The organism is Streptomyces sp. MspMP-M5, from assembly GCF_000373585.1.
In the GTDB taxonomy this organism is placed as follows: domain Bacteria; phylum Actinomycetota; class Actinomycetes; order Streptomycetales; family Streptomycetaceae; genus Streptomyces.
Genome location: NZ_KB891951.1, coordinates 213,629 through 233,742, shown reverse-complemented (window position 1 = coordinate 233,742; position 20,114 = coordinate 213,629). Strand labels below are relative to the sequence as shown.

Here is a 20,114-nt window from a genome sequence, read left to right as displayed (position 1 = left end):
CCGCATCCGACACGTCTTCATCCCTGTCGGTGCCTGCTGGCTGAACCTGCAGGAAGGTTGGTGGCGCATCTTCCGTAAAGCTGCCCTCGCAGGCCAGTCCTTCGCCGGACCAGACGAAATCGACCAGGCAACCCGTCTGGCAACGGCCCAGCTCAATGCCCGTGCCAGACCATGGATCTGGGGCAGACCCGCCCCACCAACCCGCCAACTACGACGCCGCTATACGTACATACTTTGAGGAACGTAGCACTAGGCCCTCTTTCCGCCCCATGTCCGCTCCCGCGCCATGCCGCGTCCACGCTCCATGCCACCTCCCCGTGCCGTGGCTCCTCCCCGTGCCGTGGCTCCTCCCCACGCCGTGGCCCCTCCCCGCTCCGTGACGCCGTCCCCTTCTCGCCTCCCCGTAATTCGCTGGCGGAGGCGGGCCCGGCGCGCGGAGCATCGCTGCATGGACATCTTCCTGACGACCGAGCGGCTGGCTCTCCGCCCGTTCACCGACACCGAGGCCGACCTCGATCTGGTGGTGGAGCTCGACAGCGACCCGGAGGTGATGCGGTACATCACCGGCGGCCGTCCGATGACCCGTGAGGAGATCCGCGCCGAGTCGTTCGTGCGGATGCTGCCGGGCGGGTTCTGGGCCACGCATCTGCGGGCGACCGGCGAGTTTCTCGGCTGGCACTGCCTCCGCCCGCTGGCGGGCACCCCGGCGGGCTCGGCCGATCTGGGATACCGCCTGCGCAAGGCCGCCTGGGGCAGGGGATTCGCCACCGAGGGTGCCCGTGCACTCGTGGCGAAGGGCTTCGGCGAGCTGGGCTACGACCGGATCACCGCGAACACCATGTATGTCAACGCGGGGTCCCGTCGCGTGATGGAGAAGTGCGGACTCTCTTACGTCCGCACCTACTTCGAGGAGTGGCCCTACCGGGTCGAGGGCGATGAACACGGCGATGTGGAGTACGCGCTGAACCGGGAGGAATGGCTGACGTAGCGTCAGGAAGACGAGCCACGTCCAGGGCAGATCCGAGCCGTGACCGAGGCAGATCCCAGGCCGATCCGAACCGTGGCCGAGGCCGAACCGAGGCAGATCTGATACAGGTCCGCATCGGATACGTTGCTGTACCGTGAGCGGGTTCGTTCGCGTCGGTGCGTCAGCGCCTGTGCCGATGTGCCCGCGTCAGTGCCTGTGCCGATGTCCCTGTCAATGCCTGTGGAGGAACGCGTTGCCCAAGGGACCGACCAAGCGCCGGCCGCAGACGACAGCGCGCCTGCTCGAGGCGGCGCGGGAGACCTTCGCCGACCGCGGCTTCCACGGCGCGTCCATCGAGGAGATCTGCGAACGCGCCGGTCTCACCCGCGGCGCGTTCTACTCCAACTACCGCACCAAGGAAGAGCTGTTCTTCGCCCTCTTCGACCTGCATGCCCGGCGGGTGGTCGACCGGCTCGCCGCCGCGGTCGACGAGATGCAGGACAGCGAGGACCCACTGCGCGCGCTGATCGCCCGCACCAGTGCGCTGGACGAGGCCGAACGGCGCTGGTATCTGCTGTCGACGGAGTTCACCCTCCACGCGATCCGGCACCCCGACACGGCCCGTACGCTCGCCGAGCACGACCGCCGGCTACGCGCGGAGATCGCCAGGCTGCTGGCCGCCCTCTTCGACCGCCTGGGGCGGCGCCCCACCGTCGACCTCGACTCCCTCGCCCGCCTGGTCACCGCCCTCCACGAGGGCTCCCTCGCACAGAGCCTCGTCGAACCGGACCGTCTCCCTCCGGACGAGCTGCTCGGCACCTACCTCCCGCTCATGATCAAGGCCGTCTCACGGGCCCGCCGCACCCGCCACACGGACTCCTGAAGTCCCGCCATACAGAGACCCCTGGACTCCTGCCGTCCCGCCGCAGACGGCCACCGCGCCCCCACACCCCGTCGCGGAAGACGCCGGCCCGCGCCGGGCCGGAGGCGCCGCCGCACCCCTCACCACAGAGATCGCACGTCGTCAACTCCCGCCCGTCCCCTACCCATTGACGAAAGGTATGGACCAACTTACGGTGTCCGCACCACCCCCCGTTTCCCCGCCACCGACGTCCGTCGTGGCGCGAAGGGAGCCAGCGTGACCGGTCGGATAGCGCGTCTGCTGAGAACCGGCCTGGCGGCCGCCTGCCTCCTGCCGCTACTGGGCGCCGCGGCGCCCGCCGTCGCCGCGCCCCACGACGACACCTGTGCGACGAAACCCAAACCCGCCGGCAAGGTCCTCCAGGGCTACTGGGAGAACTGGGACGGCGCGGCCAACGGCGTCCACCCGCCGTTCGGCTGGACGCCGATCACCGACCCCCGGATCCGCGCCCACGGCTACAACGTCCTCAATGCGGCGTTCCCCGTCATCAACGCGGACGGCACCGCCCTCTGGGAGGACGGCATGGACGCGACCGCGAAGGTGCCGACCCCGACCGAGATGTGCCAGGCCAAGGCCGACGGCGCCACGATCCTGATGTCCATCGGGGGCGCGACGGCCGGCATCGACCTCAACTCCACCGCGGTCGCGGACCGTTTCGTCGCGACGATCGTGCCGCTCCTGAAGAAGTACAACTTCGACGGCATCGACATCGACATCGAGACCGGCCTGAGCGGCAGCGGCGACATCAACCAGCTGTCTCCGTCCCAGTCCAACCTGATCCGGATCATCGACGGCATCCTCGCCCGGATGCCCGCGGGCTTCGGCCTCACCATGGCCCCCGAGACCGCTTACGTCACCGGCGGCAGCGTGACCTACGGCTCCATCTGGGGCGCCTACCTGCCCATCATCAAGAAGTACGCCGACAACGGCCGCCTGTGGTGGCTGAACATGCAGTACTACAACGGCAGCATGTACGGGTGTTCCGGCGACTCCTACGAGGCCGGCACCGTCGAGGGCTTCACCCAGCAGACCGACTGCCTCGACAAGGGCCTGACCATCCAGGGCACCACCGTCGAGGTCCCCTACGACAAGCAGGTTCCCGGTCTGCCTGCCCAACCGGGCGCGGGCGGCGGCTATATGTCCCCGGGCCTGGTGGGCCAGGCGTGGAACACCTACCACAACGGCCTGAAGGGCCTGATGACCTGGTCCCTGAACTGGGACGGCGCCAAGGACTGGACCTTCGGCGACAACGTCAAGACCGCCCAGGGGCGTTGAGCCCCCGGGCGCCCGATCGACGACGCTACGACCGCCGGCGCGGCCGACCGCGCCGGCCGCCGTCCTTGGGCGCCCCGGCCGCGCGCCGCGGACTCCGCCCGGACGGCGCCTTGCCCCGCGCCGCCCCGGTGCCCTTGCCCTGGCTCTTCGCCCCCGCGGTCTGGCCGCCCTTCGCCTTCTTGCCGGACGCCGACTGCTGCGGGCCCTCCCCGGCGGCGGGGCGGCGGCCGCGGGTGCTGTTCACCGTCCGCCCGCGGACGATCCCGATGAAGTCCTCCACCTGGTCGGTGGTCCGGTCCTCGCGCCACGACAGCGCGACCCGTGACTGGGGCGTGCCGGTCAGCGGCCGGTAGGTGAGGTCCCGCCGGTGGTACAGACGGGCGAGCGACTGCGGGACGATCACGACGCCCACACCGGCCGCCACCAGTTCGAGGGCGTCCGGTGTCGTGGCCGGGCGCTCGATCGCGGGCCGGCCCGGCAGCCGCTCCCAGTCCAGGGTGTCGTCGAGCGGATGCAGCACCAGTTCGTCGGCGAGATCGTCCACGGAGATCTCGTCGAACGCGGCGACGAGGTGGTCCTTGGGCACCACGACGACCGTCGTCTCGGTGTAGAGCGGGATCGCGCTGAGGTCCGTGCGGTCGACCGGCAGCCGCAGCAGACCCGCGTCCGCGCCACCGCTCCGCAGCAGGTCGGCGGCCTCGGCTGCGGACACCTGGAGCAGGGTGAGCGGTGCGTCCGGCAGGCGCTCGTTCCAGATTCGCACCCACTTGGCGGGTGTCACTCCCGGTACATACGCGAGTCGGAACGAAGGGGGTGCTTCCGTACCTGTCACCCCGCCAGGTTACCCGCCGTGGCCGGAGCCCGTGATCCAGAGCCCGTCGTCAGAGGCCGTGGTCAGAGGTGGTGCGCACGCTCGATACCCTGGAACCATGACGTCGCACCAGACCACCCAGACGATGAAGCCCGCCACCGCGGCGAAGAAGCTGGGTGTGTACCTCGAGGCCACCCCCGCCGAGTTCCAGGAGGGCGTGGTCTCGCGCGCCGAGCTGAACGCACTCCAGGCGGACCCGCCCGCGTGGCTGCGCGAGCTGCGGCTCAACGGCCCGCACCCCCGCCCGGTGGTCGCCGCGAAGCTGGGCGTCTCCATTTCCGGCCTCGCCCGTGCCGGGGTCACCGAGGCTCTCACCACGGAGCAGATCGACGCCCTCAAGGCGGAGAACCCGGAGTGGCTGCAGAAGGAGCGCGCCACCCAGGCCGAGGTCCGCAAGGAGGGGGCCCGCCTCAAGGAGAAGCGGCGCGCCCAGAACGAGGCGTAACCGCCCCGCGACGGCGGGCGACGCCCCGGTCCGGCCTCTGTTCGCCGGTCCGGCCGGACCGGCGGTCGGCAGTCGGCAGTCGGCAGTCGGCAGTCGGCACGATCCGGCGACACCCGCCGCCTCACCCTTCGGCACCCGACCCGACATGAGGGGCACATGACGACTCCGAGGACCCGGCCCGTACTCGTCTACGACGGCGACTGCGGCTTCTGCACCACCTCCGTCAACGCCGCCGAGCGGTACCTCCGCCCGCGCTGCCGGATCACCGCGTGGCAGTTCGCGGACCTGGACGAGTTCGGCGTCACCCAGCAGCGCGCCGAGCACGAGCTGCTGTGGATCACGCCGTCCGGAGCGGTGCATGGCGGCGCCCAGGCCGTCGCCAAGCTGCTGCTGAACGCGGGCGGCCCCTGGGCCGTCGCCGGCGCCGTGCTCACCCTTCCCCCGGTGCGCTGGCTCGCCCACGCCGTCTACCGCCTCGTCGCGGACAACCGCCACCGTATGCCCGGCGGCACCCCGGCCTGCGCCCTGCCGGCCAACTCCCGGCCGACTGCGGGGCGTTGACAGGCCGGACACCCGAGAGGGAGCGGCCGGCGGCAACACGGGAGGGCACGGCGCGGCCGGGTGACGAGAGGCGGCCGGGACGGGGCAGACACTCCTCTGTGTACGGTCGGCGACCCGCCGTGATGGGCCGGGAATAGTCGGTGGCCGCCGCGCCTTCACCCAACATGACCGCTACGCCCTTCACGTCCTTCGACCCGCGCACACTGCTCGCGGAGAGCCGCCTGGGTGTGCTCGCGACGATCAAGTCGGACGGCCGCCCGCAGCTCTCCCCCGTCATGCCGTTCTACGACCCGGCGGCGAACGTCCTCTACGTCTCGATGACCGAGGGCCGGGCCAAGACGGCGAATCTGCGCCGGGACCCGCGCGCCACCCTGGAGGTCACCAGCGCCGACGGCGGTTCCTGGGCCACCGCCGAGGGCACCGCGGAACTCATAGGCCCGGGCACCGACCCCCACGGCCCCGAGGTCGAGGCGCTGGTGCGCTACTACCGGCTCGCCGCCGGGGAGCATCCCGACTGGGAGGAGTACCGCTCGGCGATGGTGTCCGACCGCAGGGTGCTGATGGCGATGCCGGTGGACCACGTGTACGGCGCCAAGCTCCGCTGACCAGCTCGACGCCGGCTTTCCGGAAGGTGCCTGGGATGTTCGCACAGGTGCCGGGGATGCTCCCACGGTGCCTGGGATTGTTCCCCCGGGTGCCCGGAATGGTTCCCACAGGTGCCTGGCGCGTGCCGTGACGTACCCGGGAAGCACAAAAACCTTCCCGTGCCGCCCTGCGGTCCGCCCCCGTCGAGGCCCGGCAGTAGCCGGCGAGGCGGACCACGCCGCGTCCGGGCCGACTGCCGCCGGACGCCGGCGTCGTAGGCTCCCAGGGACGAAAGGAGCCTGATCGATGAGTCCGCTGAGTCTGGAGAAGGTGCAGCAGGCCGCGCCACCGCTGGTGAGCCTCTACAAGCAGGCGGGAGTCAGCCTGCGCAAGCACGGGCTCCAGGGGCAACGGGCCGCGGTGTACCTGGTGCTGGACCGGTCGGGCTCGATGCGCCCGTACTACAAGGACGGCACCATGCAGCGCCTGGCCGAACAGGTCCTGGCGGTCTCCGCGCACCTCGACGATGACGCGGTCGTCCCGCTGGTGTTCTTCTCCACGGATGTCGACGGGGTGCACGAGATCGGCCTGGACGACTACCACGGGCGCGTGGCCGCCTGCCACGAGCAGTTGGGGCACATGGGCCGCACCCACTACGAGGCCGGGATGGACGCCGTGCTCGACCACTATCTCGCCTCCGGGGCGACCGCGCCGGCTCTGGTGGTGTTCCAGACGGACGGCGGCCCCACCAGCCGGACCGCCGCCGAGAAGTGGCTGTGCAAGGCGGCCCGGCTGCCGCTGTTCTGGCAGTTCATCGGCTTCGGCGATCCGGAGCACCGCGAGTTCGACTTCCTCCGCCGACTGGACGAACTCCCGGTCCCCACCCGCAGAATCGTCGACAACGCCGGCTTCTTCCCGGCCGGCACCACTCCTGCCGCCCTGCCCGACGCCGAACTCTACGACCGGCTGCTCGGCGAGTTCCCCACCTGGCTGACGGCCGCCCGTGCCTGCGGCGTTCTTCCCCAAGCCTGACGGGCGGAGATCCGGCCGGTGGCGGAACCCGCACTTCCCTGGAAGCAGAGCTGGAGCTCCCGTCGTGCCGGGGAGAGACGGCCCGGCCTTCGTCATAGGCGGCGACAGTCGCTCGCTGATCACCCCGCGCGGCGTTAGCTTGGGTTTTCCAAGTGAATACTTGGAAAACCCAAGCCGCTCCCCTACGATGCCTGGATGATCACAGGCACGGAAGAGGGCGGCCAGGCATGCGCGTAGTGATCCTGTGCGGCGGAGAGAGCTCGGAACGAGACGTTTCCCATGCTTCGGGCCGGTCGGTGGCGAGGGCCATGTTGGAGCGGGGGCACGAGGTGACGCTGGTCGACCCGGCAGCCGACCTGCCGGTCCTGGCCGGACCGCTCCAACCCGGTGATGATGTCGAGGAGTTCACGGTCGGGACGGAGCCGCCGTCCGCCGACGACCGGCGTCGGCTGCAGCGGCGCATGCATGCGGCGCTGACCGGTGGGCCGGTGCTGGAGCTGCTGCGCGGTGCGGAGTCGGTGTTCCTGGCGCTGCATGGTGGTTGGGGCGAAGACGGGCACGTTCAGGCACTGTTGGAGATGGCGGACGTACGGTTCACCGGGGCCGACAATGGCGCCTGTGCGGCGGCGTGGCACAAGGGGCGTGCACAGGCGGTGCTGGGCGCCGCGGGCCTGCCGGTCGTCGAACGGGTGCAGTGGCGGCCGGGGTCGGGTGAAGTACCGCATGCTGCAAAGGAGTTGGTGGCTGCGGGCCCGGTGGTGGTCAAGCCGGTCGCGGACGGTTCCAGTGTGTCCGTCCACCGGGTCGATGCACTTGTGGAACTGGCGCAGATCGGCACCGAAGCAGTTCCCGCCGGTGACGAGCTGCTGGTGGAACCCTTCCTCCCGGGGCGGGAGTTCACCGTCGCTGTCGTCGGAAGCCAGGCACTGCCCGTCGTCGAGATCGAGCTGACGACTCCACTGTTCGACTACACCGCCAAGTACCAGCCCGGTGCGGCCAGTGAGGTCTGTCCGGCGGAGGTGCCCGACGACTTCGCCCGCCGGCTCCAGGAGCTGGCCCTGCGCGCGCACCGGGCTCTGGGCTTCGGCGACGATGCGTACTCGCGCACCGACTTCCGCTGTGACGGCCGGGGCGAGCCGATGTGCATCGAGGTCAACGCGCTTCCGGGCCTGACCTCGACGAGCCTGCTGCCGCTCGCGGCCGGCGGGGCCGGCTGGACGTACCCCGAGCTGATCCAGCGCATCTTGGACCTCTAGCGTCTCCCAGTCCCCGCGGACCGGCCTGCCTTGCGGAGCGTCATGGCTGCCGGAGTTGCGCGCCGGCTGGCAACCCTGCGCTGCCTGGGGCTGTGGGCGGAGGTACGCTCGCCGATCACAGGCCCCCGGGCCTCCGGTCCCACAGACCGGTGACCAGCAGCGAGAGGAACTTGAGCCATGTCAGACACCAGTCCGCTCAGCGGTGTCCCCGCCCCGGCCCCCGACGCCCGCTCGACCGTGGCCGTCCTCGGGCCCGGCGGTGTCGGTGGGCTGCTCGCCGCGCTCCTCTCCCGCGCCGGACACCGCGTCATCTGCATCGCCGGCGACGAGACCGCACGCACCCTGCAACAGGGCGGTGTCCGCGTGCGCAGCGGGCAGTTCGGTGACTTCACCGCCACGGTCGAGGCGGACACCGTCCTGCGCACACCGGTCGATCTGTGCGTGATGTCGGTCAAGCACACCGCGCTCGACACGGCACTCGACCGCGTCCCGCCCCCTCTCCTCGCCGACGGCGTGGTGCTTCCCCTGCTCAACGGGGTTGAGCACATCGCCACCCTGCGGGCACGCTTCGGCATACGGCAGGTGGTGCCGGCCGTGATCCGCGTCGAGTCCACCCGCACCGCGCCGGGGGTCATCGAGCACGGCAGTCCGTTCGTCGAGATCGACCTGGCCGGCGGGCAGGAGCGGCTCGCCCCGCTCGCCGCCGCGCTCACGGCCGCCGGCGTGAACACCCGCGTACTGCCCGACGAGAGCACGGTCCTGTGGGCCAAACTGGCCTTCCTGGCCCCCTTCGCCCTCCTCACCACCCGCTACCGCGCGCCGATCGGCGACATCCGGTCCGAGCGGCCCGAGGAGCTGGCAGCGCTGGTCGAGGAGACCGCCGCCGTGAGCCGGGCCTGCGGCGGCCCGGGCGATGTCGCCCAACTCCTGGCGCGCTTCGACGCCTTCCCGCCCGGCAGCAAGTCGTCCATGCAGCGCGATGCGGAAGCGGGCCGTCCGCTGGAGCTGGAGGCCATCGGCGGCGCCGTGCTCCGGGCGGCAGAACGGCACGGCATCCACGCACCGCTCCTGAAGCGCCTGGTGACGGAGCTGGCGGCCGGCTGAGCGCCACTCGCCCTCCATCTCGCCACCGGCCAACCGGCCCGTCGTCCGATCACGTCGCGGTGTCGTCCGGGGCCACGGCGCCGCACGGCACCGCGTACGCCCTCACCCGTCCGTCCGGGTGGCTGCTCGGTAGACTGCAGACTGCGTCTGCTTCGTCCAACGCACGGCCGGTCGACCCCTTCGAGGACTCCCATGGCGCACCTGGTCAACCGGCTGCCGAAGCTGATCAACCTGGTGGTGTGACGGTGCGGGCGGGCGGCCTCGACCGCCCGCCCGGTGCAGGGCGCCAGCCCGCGCGGGGCCCGCTCAGGTCCGTCGCACCAGCGCAATGCCCAGGGCACCGATCCCGCAGGCGGCGCCGGCCGCGAGATAGGCGAGGTGATAGCCGCCCAGTTGTGTGCCGCCGGTCGCCGCAACCAGGACCAGGACCGCGACGCCGGCGCTGGAACCGATCTGCTGCGCAACGACGTTGACCGCTCCGGCGACCGCATGCTGGTGCTCCGGCACGTCGGTGAGCCCGGACGTCGTCATCGCGGGGAAGTTCAGTCCCTGGCCGAAACCGCTGATCACCAACCCGGGCATCACATGCAGCAGGTAGTTGCCGTGCTGCGGGGTGGTCATCCACAGTGCCGTGCCGGCGCCGATGAGCAGGATTCCGGTGACCATCAGTGCCCGCGGGCTGTACTTGGTCAGCAGTCGTCCGGTGGCGAACGTGGCCGTGAGGAACACGGTCAGCGACATCGGCACCAGGGCGAGGCCGGATTCGACCGGGGAGTAGTGCAGCATCCCCTGCAGATACAGCGGCGCGAAGAACACGATCCCGACCGACGCCGTGTACTGCAGCAGTGCCGCCACGGTCGCCAGCCGCACCGAGGAGAGCCGGAAGAGGGGGAGCGGCAACAGCGGGTCGGCGGTGCGGCGTTCACGCACGACGAAGAGCACCAGGAAGACGACCGCGGCGGCGATGACGCCCAAGGCCCGCGCCCCGCCCAGGCTCACGCCGACGACGAGCAGCGCGAGGCCGAGGGTGCCGGTGATGGCACCGGCCATGTCCACCGGGCCTCGGCGGCCCGCTCCGTCGGGCAGTCCGGCCCGCGTGACCGCGAGCACGAGCACGCCGAGTGCCACCGAGAACCACAGGACGGACCGCCAGCCGAGGAACTCGGTCAGTACGCCGCCCAGCAGCATCCCGCCGCTGAAGCTGGCCGCGCCGACCGCGGCGTACACGCCCAGCGCGCGGCCGCGCTCCGGTCCGGCCGGGAACACCTCGGTGAGCAGCGCCAGTGCGGCCGGCCCCGACAGCGCCGCGCCGATGCCCTGGACCGCTCGCGCGCCGAGCAGCACCGCACCGGTCGGCGCCACGGCCCCGGCCAGCGCGGCCACCGTGAACAGGGCGACGCCGGCCTCGAAGACCCGCCGGCGGCCGAACACATCGGCGAGTCGGCCGCCCACCAGCAGGAAGCCGGCGAACGTGACGGAGTAGGCGGTCATGACCCACTGGAGGGTGGTGTCGGCCAGTCCGAAGCGTTCTCCGACGGACGGCAGGGCCGCGTTCAGGACGGCCATACCGCTCAGGTCCAGGGCGAGCGCCCCGGCCAGCACCCCGAGCGCCAGGCCCGGCCTGCGCTGCGTGGTCGTTGCGATGGTGGTGGTCATGCGGACCTGCCGAGGGACTCCTCGTCGCGGCGGTGGCCGGCGACTGCCCGGAGGAGGTGCTGCCCGCCCGCGAGGGACGGGTGACCTTCGGCATGCGCCGGGCCGATCAGGCCGACGGGCCGCAGCGGGGCCGCGCCCGTCGCGGCCGGCCGGGCCCGCCCCCGTAATGATCTTTTGCGCATAGCGGCGTTGCTTCCTCTCCCCAGGCGGGTTGGACACGAACCCGCCAAGCCGATCACTGCGCCGCACAGCCGGTCAACTGCTTGTTTCCCAACTGGCCGGAAACATCGCATAGTTCACGGGTGACTGGCAGGTGCGGGGGCCGGCAGCCCTTGGTGCCCTTGGTGGGGCGTCTGCGACACCGACGACGTCCTGCCTGGGGCGCCTGGCCTGACTGGCCTGACTGGTCTGGTGGCCTGACTGGCTTCGCCCGCCGCCCGCCGGCGACCGCTGCGACGGACGGCCCGACATACGCGGGGCGTGCGTCCGGAATTGCCTGGCCTGAGCACGATTGCCGAGTTCGGCGCACAGCGTCCGGACTCTCCCGCGATCGCCGCGGGAAAAAGTCGGAACCGGCCACTTGGGGGTCAATTCTTGCCACTGCACCTCCGGCCCCCAGATCACTCTTGTCTCATCCGTTCACAGAGTGGCAGTCTGAGTTCGCCGATCGGGCAAGCGCCTCGTCATCCGGTCCATTTGGGTAAAGCGGACCTGGAAGCCCGTCGGTTGCGGTCGTGCCGGCGAGGGGTTTTCGCAGGCACATCGCCGCAGTCACAGCACGCACGTTGCCACAGTCAAAGCAGTCGCCGATCAACTTGACCAGCAGATGGACGACGTGCCCGGCGGGTGGAATGCCGGGCAGTGATCCCGAATCAGACCGTGACCTGATTCGGTCATGACTCAACGGGGGCAGTCACAGTGCAATTACCGGCCTTTCGGCAGCTACGCCTTCATCTCCAGGGGGGTACCGGCCGTCGCGCACCACACGGCTCTCTTCGCCCTGACCGGGCTTCCTCACATCTCTCATGTTCGCCGTATTCCAGCCTGACCGACGAGGCCGGCGCACCGCCGAGTGCAGCCGGGCACAGCACGGTAGGTGCGTCGAGGCTGACGCAACGGCGCGACCGGGCGCGGCGGTGAAAGCGCCGGTCGGGCGGTAGCCGACCGCGCGCCGCGGATACCCGACCGACCACTCGGACAGACTTGGAATCCTCTGGTTCGTCGGCGCGCGCGGGCAGATTCGCGTGAGCGGAAACAGCTGTGACGGACCGTAGGCCAACTGGCCGGCTTCCGCGCACTGGCCGGCTTTCCGCGTACCGACCGCCCGTGCACTGACCGACCTTTGTGAACACCCCTTTGTGCATACCGCCGGCCCCGGCCGTTGGACCGGCGCGGCCGTATGCACCGAGCCGGCTCCTCCCCTCTGTTTCCGCAATCTCCCGTCCCCCGATACCCCCTTGCCCCAATCCCCTGGGTCTCCCGCTGCCCTGGCGTGGCCGAAGGAGTTTCCCGCGCCTTCGATCCGCCGCGGCAATCCATTACCAGCCCCTGCCATCCGCCCTGCCGAGGAGGCGAAGTGCCCCAAGAGCGCGGACCGCGCAATGTGCGCGCCGTAACAGATTTTCTGCTTTCTCGCGTCGTCGAGCTGTTGGACGTGTCCAAGGACGCGGTGGACCGCTGGGCGCCGATGCACCAGTACGGCCTGGAATCGGTGAAGGCGGCGGCGCTGGCCGCCTCGTTGTCCGAATTCCTCGGCTGGAAAGTGCCGGTCACCTGGATGTGGCAGTACCCGACCGTCGACGAGCTGAGCCGTGCGCTCGTCGACGGTCCGCGTGCCGCGGAGACCGCCGCCCCGAGCACCGGACGCCGGGCGGTCTCGCACGAGCCGGTCGCGATCGTGGGCATCGGCTGCCGGTTCCCGGGCGGGCCGGACCCGTCGTCGTTCTGGCAGATGCTGACCGAGGGACGCGACGCCGTCGGCCCGGTGCCGGCCGCGCGGCGCGAGCTGCTGCGCGACAGCGCGCGCTGGGGCGGATTCATCGACGGCATCGACCAGTTCGACCCGCTGTTCTTCGGTATCTCGCCCCGGGAAGCGGTCCAGATGGACCCGCAGCAGCGCCTGACGCTGGAGCTGGCCTGGGAGGCGCTGGAGGACGCGGGTATCGCGCCGCTCAGCCTCGTCGGCAGCGACACCGGCGTGTTCATGGCCTCCTGCTGGGGCGACTACGCCGCGTTGGCGCACTATCGCGGTCCGGACAGCCAGATCACCCCGCACACCGCGACCGGCATGCACGACGGCATCATCGCCAACCGCGTCTCCTACGTCCTCGGCCTGCAGGGCCCGAGCATGGCCATCGACGCCGCCTGTGCGGGGTCGCTGGTCTCGGTGCACGTGGGCTGCCAGTCGATCTGGCTGGGCGAGAGCGAACTGGTGCTGGCCGGTGGCGTGAACCTGAGTTTCGTCTCGGACTACTACACCGCCATGGACCAGATGGGCGCACTCGCCCCGGACGGCCGCTGCAAGTCGTTCGACGCCCGCGCCGACGGCTATGTCCGCGGTGAGGGCGCCGGTGTCGTCGTGCTGGCCCCGCTGAGCGTGGCGCTGGAGCGCGAACTGCCGGTGTACTGCGTGATCAAGGGCAGTTCGTCCAACAACGACGGCCTGAGCAACGGCATGACCGCGCCCAATCCCCAGGCACAGGAGCTGATGCTCCGCACCGCGTACCGGCGGGCCGGCATCGCACCCTCCCTCGTGGACTACATCGAGTGCCACGGCTCCGCGACACCGCTCGGCGACCCGATCGAGGCCAACGCCATCGGTGCGGTCCTGGGCGGTGACCGTCCGGAGCCGCTGCGGCTGGGCTCCGTCAAGTCCAACGTCGGGCACCTGGAGGCGGCGGCCGGCATCGTCGGCCTGGTCAAACTCGCGCTGTCGATCCGCAACGGCGTGCTGCCGGCAAGCCTGCACTACGCCGCCCCGAACCCGCAGATCCTGTTCGACGAGTACCACCTCACGGTCCAGGACCGCCTGACGGCGTGGCCGCGGCGGTCCGACGCGCGCCGCGGCGGCGTCAGCTCGTTCGGCTTCGGCGGTGCGATCTGCCACGTCGCCGTCGAGGAACTGCCGCGTCCCGAGGGCGCGTTGGTCCTGCTGGCCGAGGACTCCCCGGAGGCGCTGGCCAAGCAGGCGCTGGCGCTGCGGGACGAGAGCGATCTGCGGGCGGTCTGCCGGCGGCAGCCCGGCGACGGCCGGTTCCGGCTCGCGGCCGCCGCCCGCGACCTGAGCGAGTTGCGGGGGCAGCTGGACGCCTTCGCCGCCGGCACGACGGCCGCCGGGCTGAGTGTCGGGGAGAAGACCGGACGCCGGCCCCGGGTGGCGTTCCTGTTCTCGGGCAACGGTTCGCAGTGGGTGGGCATGGGGCGGCAGTTGCTCGCCGGGATGCCGGTGTTCCGGCGGTCCATGATGCGCTCCGACAAGCGGATGCGGGAGCTGCTGGGCTTCTCGCTCGTCGACCAGCTGCTGGCGCCCGACGGCCGCATCGACGACATGGACGTCTTCCAGCCGCTGCTGTTCTGCATGCAGGTGGCCCTCACCGACGCCTGGCGCTCGCTCGGGGTGGAACCGGACGTCGTCGTGGGACAGAGCGTCGGTGAGTTCGCCGCCTCCCACATCGCCGGTGCCCTCGACTTCGAGGACGCCTCCCGGCTGGCCGCCTGCCACGGCCGGCTCCTCCAGCAGCTGGCCGTCGGACGTGGCGAGGGCATCGTGGTCACGACCGGTGCGGACGCCGTCGAGCCGTATCTGACCGGCCGGCTCACCGTGTCCGGCCACAACGGCCTGAACTCCACGCTGGTCACCGGCACCCCGGAGGAGATCGACGGACTCGTCCAGCGGCTGACCGAGGCGGGCCTGACCACCCATCGGGTGCGGATGGGCCACGCACCGCACTCGCCGCTGGTCGACCACGTCCTCGCCCCGCTGAAGGTCGAACTCGCCGGCCTCGCGCCCAAGTCCACCCGCATCCCGATGATCTCGACGGTGACCGGCGAGCGCGTCGACGGCGCGGAGCTCGGGCCGGACTACTGGGCGGACAACCTGCGCCGGGAGATCCGGGTGGTCGACGCCCTGACGGCCCTGCGCGACCACGACATCGACGCGGTGGTGGAACTCAGTCCGCATCCCGTCCTGCTCAAGTCCGTGGGCGAGATCCTGCCCGCGACCACCCTGCCGTCGCTGCGGCGCGGCGCCGACGAAGCCTCGACGCTGCTGGGCTCGCTCGGCGCGTTGTACGCCGCCGGCCACCCCGTCACGGCGAGCCCGTTCCTCGCGGGTGACCGGGGCCGGCACGGGACCCCGGTCCAGGGCGCGGTCGCGGCCGACGAGGAGCTGCACCTCGTACCCGTCACGGCGCACTCGGCGGCCGCGCTGGCCGACACCTGCCGTGCGCTGTCCAACCACGTCGAACGCGATGCGGGCCTGCGGGTCTCCGACCTCGCCTACACGCTCGCGACCCGGCGCACCCCGCAGAACCACCGGGTGGCGCTGTTCGCCCGCAACCGTCAGGACGTCCTGGACGGCCTCGCCCGGGTCGCCGCCGGTCAGCCGCACCCCGATGTCGTCACGGGCACGGTCGTCGGCAACAGCGACCGGCGGGTGGCGCTGGTGTTCTCCGGCGGCGGCACGCAGTGGGTCGGCATGGGCCGGGAGCTGATGGGCTCGCACGCCGGTTTCCGCACCTGGATGCACGCCTGTGACACCGCGGTGCGCGCGGCCGGCGGCTGCTCGGTGCTCGACCAGCTCGCCGCCCCGGCCGACCGGGCCAGGTTCGAGGAGATGGACTTCCAGCAGCCGGTCCTGTTCGCCCTCCAGGTCTCGCTGGCGAAGGTCTGGCTCGAACTCGGGGTCCGGCCGGCCGCCGTCGTCGGGCACAGCCTGGGCGAGGTCGCGGCCGCCTGTGTGGCCGGCCTGCTGTCGCTGGAGGACGCCGCCCGCGTGGTGGTCGCCCGGTCGCATCTGCTCGAACGGAAGGCGGCCCCGGGCGCGATGATCTCGGTCGACCTGCCGGAGCAGGAACTGCTGCCCAGGCTCGCGCCGTACGCCGAGCACGCGGCCGTCGCCGTGGTCAACAGCCCCACCAGCGCGGCGGTCTCCGGTTCGCCCGAGGCCGTGCGCGCCCTGGAGGCGGAGCTCCGGCGGGACGGGATCTCGACCCGGAACATCCGGGTCGAACGGCCGGTGCACAGCCCCGGGATGGACCCGCTGATCGAGCCGCTGCGCGAACGGATCGCCGGCATCACCCCGCTGACCGGCACCCTCGACTTCCACTCCACGGCACTGGCCGACACGGTGAATCCGGTCGCCGACGTCGACTACTGGGTGCACAACCTGCGCAACCAGGTCCGGTTCGCCGAGACCGTCGCCGCGCTGAGCGAGGACGGCATCGGCACGTTCATCGAGATCGGCCCGCACGAGACGCTGCGCGGCGCGGTCGAGGAGATCGCGCTGACCCGTGGTGCCCGGGTGCACGCGGTCAACTCCCTGCGGCGCGACGAGAGCGACCGCCGCTGCCTGCTGGGGGCCGCCGCTTCGCTGTACGTCAGGGGCATTCCGCTGACCTTCGACTCGCTGTTCACCGACGACGTCGAGGTCGTTCAGACCCCGCTCGTGCAGTGGCAGAAGGACCGCTACTGGATCGACACCGACACCAGGCCGCGAGTCGAGGCCGCGTCGGCACCGGCAGTCGAGACCGTGGCCACGGCGGCGACGGCGGCCGAGCCCGTGGTCACGGCCGCGCCGAGCAGGTCGACGGCGGACATCGTCCTCGGTGAGATCTCCGACGCGCTCGGCGTACCGCAGGACAGGTTCGGCGAGGGCGCCGGACTGCGCGACTTCGGCCTGGACTCGATGCTGGCGATCCGCCTGGTCAACAGGTTGCAGTCGCTGTTCGGGCAGCGGGTGTCGCCGGTGGTGTTCCTCGACGGCCGGCCCCTTTCCGAGCTCGTCGACCACATCGTCGAGACCGTCGGCGGGCCGGCTGCGACCACGACCACCACCGCGACCCCGACGGTCGAACCGGCACCGGCACCGGCCGCGGAGGCCCCGCCGGCACCGGTACCAGCGCCCACGGCCCGGCCGGTACGGGACTTCCTCGACGACCTGAGCGAGTTGGACGCCGAGGAGCTGGTGGACGAGCTGGCCGCACGCGGTCTGCTGGAACCCACCGAGGCACCGGCACTCGACCAGCTGCGCGCCGACGGTCTGGGCTTCGAACTGGCGCCGGCCTCGCACGGCCAGGTCTCGCTGTGGTTCATGCAGCAGGTCGATCCGGACGCCGTGCCCTACAACTTCATGGTGGCCGCCCGGGTCCGGACCGCGGTCGACGAGGACGCCCTCGACCGCGCCGTGCGGGCCGTCATGGAGCGGCATCCGGCGCTGCGCACGATCTTCGTCGAGGCCGGCGGCGTCCCGCGCCAGGTCGTCCTGGACGAACCGCTGTACGAGTTCCTCGTCGTGGACAGCACGGACCTGGACGACGAGCAGGCCCGCGAGGAACTCGCCGAGTACGGCCATCTGCCGCTGGACGTGGACAACGGGCCACTGGTGCGCGTGGTGCTGATGACACGTGGCCCGGAGGACCACTACCTGCTGGTGCTCGTGCACCACATCGCCTCGGACGCGGCGTCGGCCGACGTGATGATCCGCGAACTCCAGGAGTTCTACGAGGGCGCCGACCCCGCCGACAGCACACCGGTCGCGCCCTACACGGAGTTCGTCGAGTGGGAGCGGCAGTGGCTGGCCGGCCCGGCGGCCGACGCGGCACTGGACTGGTGGTCGCGGGAGCTGGCCGACCCGCCCGCCCACCTCGACCTGTCCACCACGGAGCGCCCGCCCGGCGTCACCTACGAGGGCCGCGACCTCACGTTCCGCTGGAGCGCCGAGGAGACCCGCCGGCTCCGGGAGTTCGCGGTGCGCGAGGGCGTCTCGCTCAGCACCGTCGTGCTGGCCGGCTTCTTCGCCACGCTCAACCGCGCGGCCGGCGTCGAGGACTCCGTGCTGGCCACCGCCATCGCCCAACGCGGCGAGGCCGGCTGGGAGTCCGCCATCGGCTACTACCTGAACACGGTGCTGGTGCGGGCGAAGCCGGCCGGCGACCGCAGTTTCCGCGACCTGCTGCGCGAGGTCCACGCGTTCGCGCTCGGCCTGCTGGAGCATATGAACTACCCCCTCGACCTGCTGGCTTCCGCGCTGAAGCCGCCGCGGGCGGAGGGCCGCTCGCCGTGGTTCGACGTGGTCGTGAACTGGCTGTCCTCGGACGCCTTCCCGCGCTCCGTCAAGCTCTTCCACGGCGTCGGCGACACCCTCGCACCCGACAGCGCCCTGCCGCTGGAGCCGCTGCCCGTACGCAGGCATCTCGCCAAGTTCGACCTGGAGATCTCCATGGCCGAGGTCTCGGGCGAGGTGGTCGGCCACGTCCAGTACAAACCGAGCTACCTGGAGAAGCAGACCGTGACGGCACTGCTCACGCTCTACCGCACCGTGCTCTTCGACTCGATCGCCCAACCCGACCTGGCACTCGACGAGATCACGCCGGGCGGCCGTTTTGAGGAGACGGACCAGTGACCCAGACCCTGTACACCGAGTTCGTCGCACAGGCCGAGAAGCGGCCCGACGCCACCGCGGTCCACGCCGACACCGGCGACCTGACCTACCGCGAGCTGAACGAGCGGTCCCGCGCGCTGGCCGAACGGCTCGTCGCCGAGGGCGCCGGCCCCGGCGTCCCGGTCGGCCTCTGCATCGAGCGCAGCCCCGATCTGCTCGTCGGCCTCCTGGCCGTCCTCGGCGCCGGCTCCTGCTATGTGCCGCTGGACCCGAGGTATCCGACCGAGCGGCTGGACCTCATGGTCCGCGACAGCGGGACCCGTCTGCTGCTGACCACGCCCGCCTCCCGGGCCAACTGCCCGGCCGGCCCGACCGTGGTCGTGCTGGACGGGACCGTGAAGACCGAGCCCGGTGAGAAGCCGGTGCCGGTCGTGCCCGCGGACACCGCGTACGTGATCTACACCTCGGGCTCCACCGGCCGGCCCAAGGGCGTGGCCGTCCGGCACAGCGGCTGCGTCGCCATGCTGGACGAGATGGACCGGGTCCTCGCCGGCTGCGACCGCAGCGGCGTCTCCGCGGCCGCCTCGATCTGCTTCGACATGTCCGTGATGGAGATCTTCCCCGCGCTGTGCCGGGGCGGCGCCGTCGTCCTCGTGGAAAGCGCCGTCCACCTGCCCGAGAGCCCGCACGTCGACCGGATCACCCTGCTCCACGCCATCCCGTCGGTGATGAACAGCCTGCTCGACGCCGGCGGCCTGCCCCCGAACCTGCGCACGGTCGTGTGCGGCGGCGAGCCCCTGCGGCGCAAGCTGGTGGACCGGGTGTACCAGGAGACCGGCGCCGACCGGGTCTTCAACGCCTACGGCCCCACCGAGGGGACGGTCTTCTGCACCTTCGGACCGGTGCCGAAGGACGGCGCCGGTGAGCCCACGATCGGCTCGCCGTCGCTCAGCGCCCGGGTCCATGTGCTGGACGAGAACCTCCGGCCGCTGGCGGCCGGCGTGCCCGGTGAGCTGTACCTCGGCGGCGCGGGCCTGGCGGCCGGCTACGTCAACCGGCCGCGCACCACCGCCGAACGGTTCGTGCCGGACCCGTTCCTGGACGGCGAACGCATGTACCGCACCGGCGACGTCGTCCAGCTGACCGACAGCGGTGAGCTGGAGTTCGTCGGGCGCACCGACAACCAGGTCAAGGTGCGCGGCCACCGCATCGAGCTGGAGGAGGTCGAGGCCCGGCTGACCGGCTGCCCCGAGGTCCGGGAGGCCGCCGCCGCCGTCCAGGGCCGCCGGCTCGTCGGCTATGTCGTGCCCGAGGGCGATGCCCGGGACGGTGTCCGGGTGGACGCCGAGCTCCGGTCCACCATCACCGGCAGGCTCGCCGCCGAGCTGCCCGAGTACATGGTGCCCGGGACCATCGTGTTCCTGCCCGCGCTGCCGCTGACGCCGGGCGGCAAGCTCGACCGCGCCGCGCTGCCCGAGCCGCCGGCGGCCGACGCCGGGCGCCCCGTGACGGCCGCCGGCACGCCGACCGAGGTGGCGCTGTCGGAGATCTGGGGCCAGCTGCTCGGCCTCGAACCGGCGAGCATCGACGTCCGGGCCGCCTTCTACGACCTCGGCGGCGACTCGCTGCTGCTGGTCCGGCTGGCCAGGCTGATGACCCGGCGGTTCGACCGCCGCGTCCGGGTGCCCGACCTCTTCAGCTTCCGGGACATCCACTCCCTCGGCCGCTGGCTCGACGACGACAGCGGCGCCGCCCCCGAGATGGTCCAGTCGGCCCGCCGCCGCGGCAACATCCGCCGCGCCGCGCTGCGCGGCCGCGCCGCCGCCACCGGCAACTGAGC

At 71.6% G+C, this 20,114-nt stretch carries 13 protein-coding genes and 1 pseudogene; 12 read left to right on the top strand and 2 right to left on the bottom strand.

The window, feature by feature from the left end:
• The 4 genes and pseudogenes from B073_RS48565 to B073_RS0136730 all read left to right on the top strand — a co-directional run.
• Positions 1-238 (top strand): annotated as a pseudogene (locus tag B073_RS48565) (IS630 family transposase); the annotation flags it as partial.
• A 210-nt stretch (positions 239-448) separates the two neighbouring features.
• Entirely contained in the window at positions 449-988 is a 540-nt protein-coding gene (locus B073_RS0136740) for a GNAT family N-acetyltransferase (RefSeq protein WP_018543055.1), read from the top strand.
• A 232-nt stretch (positions 989-1,220) separates the two neighbouring features.
• On the top strand, positions 1,221-1,850 hold the full coding sequence (locus B073_RS0136735; RefSeq protein WP_018543054.1) for a TetR/AcrR family transcriptional regulator: 630 nt from the start codon (positions 1,221-1,223) through the stop codon (positions 1,848-1,850).
• Positions 1,851-2,105: 255 nt separating this feature from the next.
• Positions 2,106-3,164 (top strand): chitinase, encoded by a 1,059-nt coding sequence (locus tag B073_RS0136730; RefSeq protein WP_018543053.1) that lies wholly within the window; start codon positions 2,106-2,108, stop codon positions 3,162-3,164.
• A gap of 25 nt (positions 3,165-3,189) precedes the next feature.
• On the opposite strand, the gene B073_RS0136725 is transcribed toward B073_RS0136730, so the two are convergent.
• A complete protein-coding gene (locus B073_RS0136725; protein WP_026248067.1) occupies positions 3,190-3,996 on the bottom strand; it encodes a LysR substrate-binding domain-containing protein in 807 nt (268 codons plus the stop codon).
• A gap of 97 nt (positions 3,997-4,093) precedes the next feature.
• On the opposite strand from B073_RS0136725, the gene B073_RS0136720 reads away from it, so the two are divergent.
• The 6 genes from B073_RS0136720 to B073_RS0136695 all read left to right on the top strand — a co-directional run bounded on the left by B073_RS0136720 (position 4,094) and on the right by B073_RS0136695 (position 9,018).
• Positions 4,094-4,480 carry a DUF5997 family protein gene (locus tag B073_RS0136720; RefSeq protein ID WP_018543051.1) on the top strand — a complete coding sequence of 129 codons (387 nt, stop codon included), beginning with the start codon at positions 4,094-4,096 and terminating at the stop codon, positions 4,478-4,480.
• A 156-nt stretch (positions 4,481-4,636) separates the two neighbouring features.
• Positions 4,637-5,041 carry a thiol-disulfide oxidoreductase DCC family protein gene (locus B073_RS0136715; protein WP_018543050.1) on the top strand — a complete coding sequence of 135 codons (405 nt, stop codon included), beginning with the start codon at positions 4,637-4,639 and terminating at the stop codon, positions 5,039-5,041.
• A gap of 164 nt (positions 5,042-5,205) precedes the next feature.
• The gene (locus tag B073_RS0136710) at positions 5,206-5,646 is read left to right on the top strand and encodes a PPOX class F420-dependent oxidoreductase (RefSeq protein WP_018543049.1); all 441 of its coding nucleotides are present in this window, start codon (positions 5,206-5,208) and stop codon (positions 5,644-5,646) included.
• A 286-nt stretch (positions 5,647-5,932) separates the two neighbouring features.
• On the top strand, positions 5,933-6,658 hold the full coding sequence (locus B073_RS0136705; RefSeq protein ID WP_018543048.1) for a vWA domain-containing protein: 726 nt from the start codon (positions 5,933-5,935) through the stop codon (positions 6,656-6,658).
• 227 nt (positions 6,659-6,885) lie between these two features.
• The gene (locus B073_RS0136700; RefSeq protein WP_026248066.1) at positions 6,886-7,914 is read left to right on the top strand and encodes a D-alanine--D-alanine ligase family protein; all 1,029 of its coding nucleotides are present in this window, start codon (positions 6,886-6,888) and stop codon (positions 7,912-7,914) included.
• A gap of 177 nt (positions 7,915-8,091) precedes the next feature.
• Positions 8,092-9,018, top strand: coding sequence for a ketopantoate reductase family protein (locus B073_RS0136695; protein ID WP_018543046.1), 927 nt, complete (start codon positions 8,092-8,094; stop codon positions 9,016-9,018).
• Between the two features lie 306 nt (positions 9,019-9,324).
• Here the strand turns inward: B073_RS0136695 and B073_RS0136690 are convergent, their stop codons facing one another.
• Complete coding sequence (locus B073_RS0136690; RefSeq protein ID WP_018543045.1) at positions 9,325-10,674, bottom strand: MFS transporter; 1,350 nt, start codon at positions 10,672-10,674, stop codon at positions 9,325-9,327.
• Between the two features lie 1,576 nt (positions 10,675-12,250).
• Between B073_RS0136690 and B073_RS0136680 the strand changes: the two genes are divergently transcribed.
• Positions 12,251-18,295, top strand: coding sequence for a type I polyketide synthase (locus B073_RS0136680; RefSeq protein WP_051094385.1), 6,045 nt, complete (start codon positions 12,251-12,253; stop codon positions 18,293-18,295).
• The gene (locus tag B073_RS0136675; RefSeq protein ID WP_018543042.1) at positions 18,292-20,112 is read left to right on the top strand and encodes a non-ribosomal peptide synthetase; all 1,821 of its coding nucleotides are present in this window, start codon (positions 18,292-18,294) and stop codon (positions 20,110-20,112) included. Before B073_RS0136680 ends, B073_RS0136675 begins: the two co-directional genes overlap by 4 nt.
• Positions 20,113-20,114 lie beyond the last annotated feature (2 nt).

What these genes read in the sequence shown, in the direction of transcription:
- B073_RS0136700 (WP_026248066.1), top strand. Translation starts at nt 6,886, where the DNA reads ATGCGCGTAGTGATCCTGTGCGGCGGAGAGAGCTCGGAACGAGACGTT.
- B073_RS0136695 (WP_018543046.1), top strand. Translation starts at nt 8,092, where the DNA reads ATGTCAGACACCAGTCCGCTCAGCGGTGTCCCCGCCCCGGCCCCCGAC.
- B073_RS0136705 (WP_018543048.1), top strand. Translation starts at nt 5,933, where the DNA reads ATGAGTCCGCTGAGTCTGGAGAAGGTGCAGCAGGCCGCGCCACCGCTG.
- B073_RS0136720 (WP_018543051.1), top strand. Translation starts at nt 4,094, where the DNA reads ATGACGTCGCACCAGACCACCCAGACGATGAAGCCCGCCACCGCGGCG.
- B073_RS0136740 (WP_018543055.1), top strand. Translation starts at nt 449, where the DNA reads ATGGACATCTTCCTGACGACCGAGCGGCTGGCTCTCCGCCCGTTCACC.
- B073_RS0136715 (WP_018543050.1), top strand. Translation starts at nt 4,637, where the DNA reads ATGACGACTCCGAGGACCCGGCCCGTACTCGTCTACGACGGCGACTGC.
- B073_RS0136690 (WP_018543045.1), bottom strand. Translation starts at nt 10,674, where the DNA reads ATGACCACCACCATCGCAACGACCACGCAGCGCAGGCCGGGCCTGGCG.
- B073_RS0136710 (WP_018543049.1), top strand. Translation starts at nt 5,206, where the DNA reads ATGACCGCTACGCCCTTCACGTCCTTCGACCCGCGCACACTGCTCGCG.